General features: G+C 48.2%; 6 protein-coding genes and 1 pseudogene. 3 read left to right on the plus strand and 4 right to left on the minus strand.

Annotated elements, in window-relative coordinates; all coding sequences use genetic code 11:
* The first annotated feature begins 15 nt into the window (after positions 1-15).
* Both ispD and BSZ32_RS00720 read left to right on the plus strand, forming a co-directional pair.
* A complete protein-coding gene (ispD, locus tag BSZ32_RS00715; protein WP_105041650.1) occupies positions 16-681 on the plus strand; it encodes a 2-C-methyl-D-erythritol 4-phosphate cytidylyltransferase in 666 nt (221 codons plus the stop codon).
* Entirely contained in the window at positions 682-1992 is a 1311-nt protein-coding gene (locus BSZ32_RS00720) for a M16 family metallopeptidase (RefSeq protein ID WP_105041651.1), read from the plus strand.
* Here BSZ32_RS00720 and BSZ32_RS00725 read toward each other — a convergent pair.
* The 4 genes from BSZ32_RS00725 to BSZ32_RS00740 all read right to left on the minus strand — a co-directional run bounded on the left by BSZ32_RS00725 (position 1961) and on the right by BSZ32_RS00740 (position 6306).
* Positions 1961-2350: a Co(2+)/Mg(2+) efflux protein ApaG gene (locus BSZ32_RS00725; protein WP_206018674.1), complete on the minus strand. Its 390-nt coding sequence runs from the start codon at positions 2348-2350 to the stop codon at positions 1961-1963. The two genes, BSZ32_RS00720 and BSZ32_RS00725, sit on opposite strands and share 32 nt — an antisense overlap.
* Positions 2351-2390: 40 nt before the next feature.
* Positions 2391-3674, minus strand: coding sequence for a VWA domain-containing protein (locus BSZ32_RS00730; protein ID WP_105041653.1), 1284 nt, complete (start codon positions 3672-3674; stop codon positions 2391-2393).
* Positions 3675-3688: 14 nt separating this feature from the next.
* Positions 3689-4201 (minus strand): RNA polymerase sigma factor, encoded by a 513-nt coding sequence (locus BSZ32_RS00735; RefSeq protein ID WP_206018675.1) that lies wholly within the window; start codon positions 4199-4201, stop codon positions 3689-3691.
* A gap of 134 nt (positions 4202-4335) precedes the next feature.
* Positions 4336-6306 (minus strand): TonB-dependent receptor plug domain-containing protein, encoded by a 1971-nt coding sequence (locus BSZ32_RS00740; protein ID WP_165788555.1) that lies wholly within the window; start codon positions 6304-6306, stop codon positions 4336-4338.
* A gap of 699 nt (positions 6307-7005) precedes the next feature.
* On the opposite strand from BSZ32_RS00740, the pseudogene BSZ32_RS18545 reads away from it, so the two are divergent.
* Positions 7006-7743, plus strand: a pseudogene (locus tag BSZ32_RS18545) (hypothetical protein); the annotation flags it as partial.

Here is a 7743-nt window from a genome sequence, read left to right on the forward strand (position 1 = left end):
GCTATCAGCACTACTATGCTTTCTGCTATCATTGTCGCTGCTGGAACCAGCCGTCGGATGGGCTTTGATAAACTCATTGCTCCACTCGCTGGCGCCCCAGTTCTTCAGCACTCGATCAATGCCTTTATCCGCTCTGAAGCGGTGAATGAAGTCATCATAGTTTGCCCTGAAGAACGCTTCACCCAACTCGATCTCACTCAGAATGGAACAGTAATCAAGCGCATTGATGGTGGTGCTGATAGACACAACTCAGTCTCTAATGGACTCGACGCCCTTGACGCGTCAAGCACATGGGTAGCTGTTCACGATGGTGCTCGGCCATTGATCTCCCAGCAACAAATAGTCACCACCCTCAAAGCTGCCCAGCGACACAAGGCTGCCACCTCTGCTAGGCGGATCACCGAGACCGTCAAACGTGCCGATAGCAACCAATGCATCAGTGAGTCGGTTGATAGAGAAAACCTCTGGGCTATGGAGACTCCACAGATCTTCAGCAAGGATCTATTGTTAGACGCCTACGCTAAAGTTGAAAAGTCTCAGCAGCTCGTCACCGATGAAGTCTCAGCACTTGAGCTTATTGGAGTTCACACCTACCTCGTTCCCAATCCGACTCCCAATTTAAAAATCACCTACCCTGAAGACTTAGCTTTAGCTGAACTTCTCTACCCAGAATCGGAGTAAATGCACGCCTCAGCCACATACAAACACACCACCATTCGTGGTTTCCACATTGCAACTTGCGAAATGCCACACGTCGAGAGCGTCTCTGTCGGCATCTTCATCCCGGTTGGTAGTCGCCATGAATCTGCGGCAGAAAATGGCTCAGCCCACTTTGCTGAGCACATGATCTTTAAAGGTACCCAAACTCGCAATGCTCTCGATCTAGCAATCTCCATCGAAGGCTCAGGTGGCAGCGTCAATGCATTTACCACTGAGGACCAAACTTGCCTCGAAACCCGAGGTCCTGCCGAGCTCTTACCTCACTTATTAGAAGTCATGTCTGACATGCTCTGGAACTCAACATTTCCGGATGAAGAAGTCGAACGCGAGCGTGAGGTCATCGCGGAAGAAATCGTGATGTACCAGGAGAACCCTGGAGAGCACCTGCACGATCTACTTTCTGAAGTCCTCTGGCCAAACCACCCGATGGGGCGTTCGATCACCGGATCCGAAGCATCGATTCTAGGGATCAATGCCGAGTCACTCAAAGCGTTCACTAATCAGCACTATGCTAGTAAAGGGATTACTGTCTCCATCGCTGGCAACACCACACATGCAGAGGTTCTCACACTCGTTGAGAAATACCTTCCACAAGAAACGCATGGGAAAAGCCCCTTCGAGAGCTTCACTCAGCACGCTGCCTCAAAAAGCATCCCCTCTCTCCATGACCAGCGGGACATCGAGCAATCACACCTAGCAATAGCTTTTCATACCTCTGGTCGCCATTCCAAAAATCGTCATATCCTGCGCATGCTTAGCCTATTATTAGGCGAGACTATGAGCTCCCGCTTGTTCCAAGAGCTACGTGAAAAGCGCGGACTTTGTTACCATATCGCTAGCGACTTTAGCCTCTACGAGGACACTGGCACCTTTGAAATCCACGCAGGACTCGACAGCGATCGACTAGAAGAAAGTATTCTCGCTATCCAACAGGTTCTCACAGACATCCTAGAAAATGGCTTCACCAAGGATGAGCTAGCCCAAGCCAAACGCTTCGCAATGGGCCAAGCGCGCATCGGCTTAGAAACTCCACATTCTCAGATGAGTTGGATGGGTGATTCTCTCACCTCTTTCGGTAAAATAGTGAACCCAGTCGACGCAAGAAATACGCTCGACTCCGTCACTCTGGAGCAACTAAAAACGCTCACTCAAAATATTTTCATTCAAGAAAACCTAGCTATCGCGAGCATCGGCCCTCACACCGATGCTCAAATGATCGATATACTAAAGCACCTAGATTTTACGCATCAGACAACGGCTGGCGCAGTGTGAAATCGGGAATTCTCACGCTGAAAATCTCCCCAGATTCCGTAGAGCCAAAGAGCGTCCCCTGCACTTCTGCGTCATGCAGAATCACATGATAGCTATTGTAAGTAAAATCATCTCCAGGCTCAATCAGTGGTGTCTCACCTACTACTCCTAGCCCTTCGACCACGGTACATTCACCATCGGCCTCGCGTACAATCCACTTGCGCGCCTTGATCGTCACATTCACTTTTGCTCGATTCATCACCGTGATGAAATACACAAAAGCAAAGGGCTTATCCTCAGGAGCATCAATGTGGGGAACGTACATCACGTTGTCTACTCGCACGCTTAGTCCTGGAACTTGCTGATCATTTAAATTCACAGCTGCAGCATAATACCATCATGCTGGATCAATCAACCTACTATAGCAGGAGACTTGCTCGAATAGTCTCTAACATCTCACTTTCGCTCTCATGAATAGCTGTGACACCAGCCATAATGAGCTCAACTTCTTTGCGGAGATCATTCCTCGATGGCTCAACCAACCACTCTGCCCACGTCACTACTAACAACTGCATTTTACCACCAGAGCTAAGGTCACTCCACTCTGTCTTAGAATAAATCACTGCTAGACTTGCTTGCTCGGCAGCGCCTTTCTGTCGTAAATGAAGATTCAGAATGGGTTCGTTTATATCGGCATCTTCGGCCAGCTTAAGTGCGTAGGCCACCTGGTGCGAGTTCCCAGCATCCATCAACTGAGATGGCGCGAGCTCTACCTTTCCAGCATCTTGCTGATAACCTAACAACCTATATGATTTTACTGATTCAGAAAATTCCAATGCGGCCTCTAGATCAATTGATTGCTTCGCATTGAAACTGACAAACAACAACAGCTCAGATGAATCCAGTGGTGACTCCACCAGCTCAACTCCTGCACTCGCTCCGCTATGTGTGATGTCAGCCATTCCTCTAGCAGGAAAATGATTTAACAACTCCTCCACCCGCACACTAGCTGGCGATGGAAATATACCTGCAGCCACGCTCTTACTCACCCAGGCATAGCTAGCATTTCCAGCCACTAGCGGGATGCGTGTTTCAGCCTGTTCAGAGCGCATGACCCATGGGGACTTCTGTTCACCAGAACCAGTTTTAGCTAGAACTGAAACATCAACAACTTCAGCGCGATCAGCCATTTCGGACCTCATCGAACTCGCATGCATTTGTAGTCCCTCACTCACCTCACTTGATTTTTCATGGCTCACAGACTCATTATTAGTCCACGAATCCGAGCTTGGGGTCACACCCTGCAGAAGCTCGCCATCAGATAGTGAGGACCAATCTAACTGCACGACTGAGTCAACACTCTCACCACTAGGCCGCTGTAGAATTGTCAGAGAGACCACCACTGCGGCGGCAACTCCTAACACAGCCACCACTCGCTTAGCCCAGCTTTTTTCTGGAATATGCACAACATTGCTAGGCTCTGAAGATGATTGGAAAATGGCCGCACGTTGCTCGGGACGTAGTGCATACTTTGGTTCCGAACCTGTCTGAAAAACTGATTCAATGGCGATCAATTCATTCACTGCCGCTCTCAACTCAGGATCAGCAGTCACCAGCTTGGCGACCTCTTTTGTCTCCTTAGGATTGAGTTCGCCGAAGGCGTATGCAGTCAATCGCGGATCATCTATGGTTAGTTTCATCATTCTCTTTTTTCCGCTTAGTTTAATAAATCTTTAGGGAGGATTTCTCTCAATTTCTTGAGCCCGTTATGTAATAAAAACCCCACATTGCTGGAGCTCAGCCCAGTTTGTTCGCTAATCTCTTGGTAGCTCATTCCTTGCTCGAATTTGAGTCGGATCACGAGTTGTTGGTTCTCGCTCAATGACTCCATTTTCTGGTGCACTTCATCGAGCCGTTCGTGTCGGTCAGCAGACAAATCTGGCGACGTCACATTGCTCGGTTCTTTCTGGAGGATTTCGTCATCGACACTCACCATCCGTTTTTCTTTGCGCAGCACATCGAGAGCCCGATTTCTACAGACAGTAAAGAGCCAACTCTTTAGGCCACTTTTCACCTTATCCACGTCTTGTTTATACAAGCGAATAAAGGTGTCCTGAACCACATCGCGGGCACGGTCATGATCACGAACAATGCCAATAGCAAAGCCAATAAGCGGCGACTCATACTCTTTTAAAGCATGCTCAACCAGCTGTTCTGAAGTTGTGATCATATCGAATTTCATAGTACCCTTGCCTGCACTATTTAACTCTTAAACGCACAGACCAAGACTTTCTTAGAAAAAGATGCAAAAAAATCCGAAGCCGCAATTCAGCAACTTCGGATAACGTCAAATTCGTGATTCCTTTACCAATCGTACTTCACACCGATGAGCGCATTGAGCCCTTGCTCGTTCAAGCCAGATCCATGCACACGGTAGTCTTCATCAGTGAAGTTTTCGATCCCAAGAGTCACTAATAAATTCTCTCTAGCCTGCCACCCACCACGCACAGAGCCCACTAGGTAACCAGGAGTGCCATTCGTTGGGATACGCTGATCATCATCAAGGTCCTTCTTTGATAAATTATTTTGAGTTGCGGCGCCCAAGATTTGCCCCTCTATCCAGTACTTTCCACCAGTCTGAGTCCAGCGCAGTCGTACGGATCCAAACAAAGGAGCCAGACGTGACACGGTGTCCTCAAGCACGGGGCCGCCAATAACTTCACGGGACTTTTGCTTACCATCTTGATACGTGAGGTTTCCGAAAAGCCCCCACTGCTCGGAAATTCGCCATGCAGCATCCCCTTCAAGCCCCCAGATATATCCTTCCTCGCCATTAGTGAGTCGCAGATAGTCGACACCTCCGATGGTTTCTCCAGCGCTTGTTATAGGATTGCGAATCTGTGTGTAGAAACTCGTGAGACTCACTGTCACATCTCTGAAGTCCGCTTTAGTTCCCAGCTCATAGCTGAGAGTTTTTTCTGCGTCTAGGTCAGAGGAACCTATCACCTCGTCGCTTGATCGTGACACGGTAGATCCAGTCAAATCTGCTAAATTGGGTGCTCTGAAGCCTTCTGAAACACCGCCGAACAACACCCAGTCCTGGCTGAAATCATAGGTAGCCCTCACACTCAGTGAGAGATCGGACCAGTCGCCATCACCAGATTCATCTGCATCTATATTGCGATTATAGGCATTGTCCCAAGCTGCATCAAAATAGCTCGCACGGGCACCTAGATCCAGATGGAAAGTTTCTGTTAAATCCCAGTTGTATTGGGCAAATCCTCCCAATGAATCGTAGCGTGAATTATCCGCCACTGGGCGGCGACTTGGATCGCTAGCATCGGTATCAACAGCATCGTGGTAGAAATCACCACCCCAGATCAAACGCCCTGGGCCCACTACTCCACTAGCCTGAAAACTCATTCCAAGCGTCTGCACATCAGAAACCGACCAACGAGGGTCACTACGTTTTTCAGAATCTTGTGTTTTTTGATAGGAGAAGGTACTGGTCCATTCTTCCATCATTCCTTCGGCATTCGTTCCTGAAAACTTTGCGTAAGTAAGCGAGCGCTCTTGATCGTAAATTCTATAGTCTAACTTTCCAGGCTGAGTCACATGATCCCCGTGGGTCCATCCCTTATTATTGGTAGTACTATGCCACCTCCAAACATCATCTTGATTGACGTATTGGTAGGCCAAATCCATTTGTGTCGTCTCGCTCAATGCATAACTAAACTTTAAATCAACATTTTGCTCAGGATAGCCCGTACGGTTCATTTGACCGAAATAACTATCGCGGATGTCACCATAGCTTTTCACACTAATACCAAGATTTAGCCCCCATTTACCACCTTCACCAATCCGTTGCTCCATGCGTCCTATGTGACTTTGACTATTCGTGTCGAAACGATAAAACAGACTGCCGTCCTGAAAAAAACCTTTCTGATCTCGAAACTCAGCGCCCTTGCTGAAGAGGTTCAATGTCCCCCCTAGCGAATCCGAGCCATACATCACCGAGCCAGGTCCCTTGACCAGCTCCATGCGATCCACCGAGTACACATCGAGCGTATTCCAGTACTGGATAGGGCCACTACGCCAGGTCGAATTATTCAATCGAACACCATCAACTAACAATAGGTTTTGGCGTCCTGTAAAACCACGGATAAATGGACTACCATGTCCATGAGTCGTCTTTTGTATCAGCACACCAGAAGTGTTTCTCAATGCTTCAGGCACAGTTCTTAGCTGCTCATTGACAATTTCATCCTTACCAATAATTGAAATACTATAAGGCGACTCCAATTGTGATTGCTCTACCCGTGATGCGGTAACCACAGTTGCCTCTAGAAAATCTTGCGCTAAAACGGGATGAACTAATCCCACTAATGGCAGGACAAATCGAAAATTAAGTGACTGAATTTTGAGCATTTTCTCTTTCCTAAAAGTTGTTTCAAGGGAGTTATATGAAATATACGAAATTGACCATGAAACATTACACCCTGTTGAAAATAAATCTCAATAAGAACTAATTTGTATCATTGTACCCGAAAGTGACTCAGTCTGACCGAGCGTCTAAATTTGCTATTTTGACGCTAATGTTCGAATGGTGTTTTTTTGAGGTCTAAAGCCTCGCTGAAACCTTGGCCAACATCCTGTCTGAAAAGTTCAATATCTTAGTAATGGGTATGACCATGAACCAAAAATCCAATCATTGAGGCTAGAATATCAGCATCCGCAATACGGTCAGTGCGTGACCCCTTCGGTTTTTTGAAGAAGTTTCCGATTTCGTCAAATTTTAAAATCAGACGCCCAGCCGCATTGCTAGTTCGACATGGGCATTGATTTTTTCATTTGTAAGTGATAGGGATGTCATTGGTAATCCGCTGGTTGATTATTGCTAACAATTCCTCACCATATTCTGGGCGGGTTGTCGACTTTTCTGGAGTCTTTATCTTACGCGGATTCATTCAGGAACAAATAATTTGACACTTCTTTGACACTTTCGCGGCGATTGGCTGCTAATCTTCACGTGCTATGAAACTAAAAACCATTGTTATACAACCCCTCCTTATCGCCGTCTGCTCCATCGCCGTCCTCCACGGTCAGACCCCGCGACCTGCAGATCCCGATGCAGATCCCGATGCAGATCCCTATGCAGATCCCGATGCAGTTCCCTATGTCAAGAGAGAACCGGATTTTAAAGACCCTAAGCAGATCTCTTTCTGCTGTGAAGAGTTTTCGCTGCCGCTTGCCTCGGCCGCAAAATTGCGCAGAGAAGGGCTCACCGACGCTGAGATTTACCAGCGTCTCATTGCCGAGGTGGACAAAGGCACGGCCATCCAGGAAAGCTTCACAGTGATCCGGACCCGATCCGGAGAGAAGGCAACCAGCCGAGCAATCAGCGAGGTGATCTATCCTACCGAATACGAGCCGGCACAAGTCCCGGAAACCCTGAGTGTCGCGACGAGCCAGCCTACAGGAAAAAAAGCGCCGCAAGCTGTCACCGATGCCAGTAAGCTCGCCCACACACCACCCATTTCGTTAAGCGGTGGACTGATCACCCGAGCCACCCCCACGGCCTTTGAAACGAGGGACACAGGCACGACCATCGAGATCATGCCGACGATCAGCGACTCAGGCAAATTCATCGACATACGCTTCAACTTGGAATCCACGGAGCTGGTGGATATACGCTCATGGGGGCAGGGGGTCAACACCTGCCAGCTACCCGATTTCGAAGGGCGATACCTGAGCTCTGGCGCTGTATTGACC

Source organism: Rubritalea profundi, assembly GCF_002954445.1.
Taxonomy (GTDB): domain Bacteria; phylum Verrucomicrobiota; class Verrucomicrobiia; order Verrucomicrobiales; family Akkermansiaceae; genus Rubritalea; species Rubritalea profundi.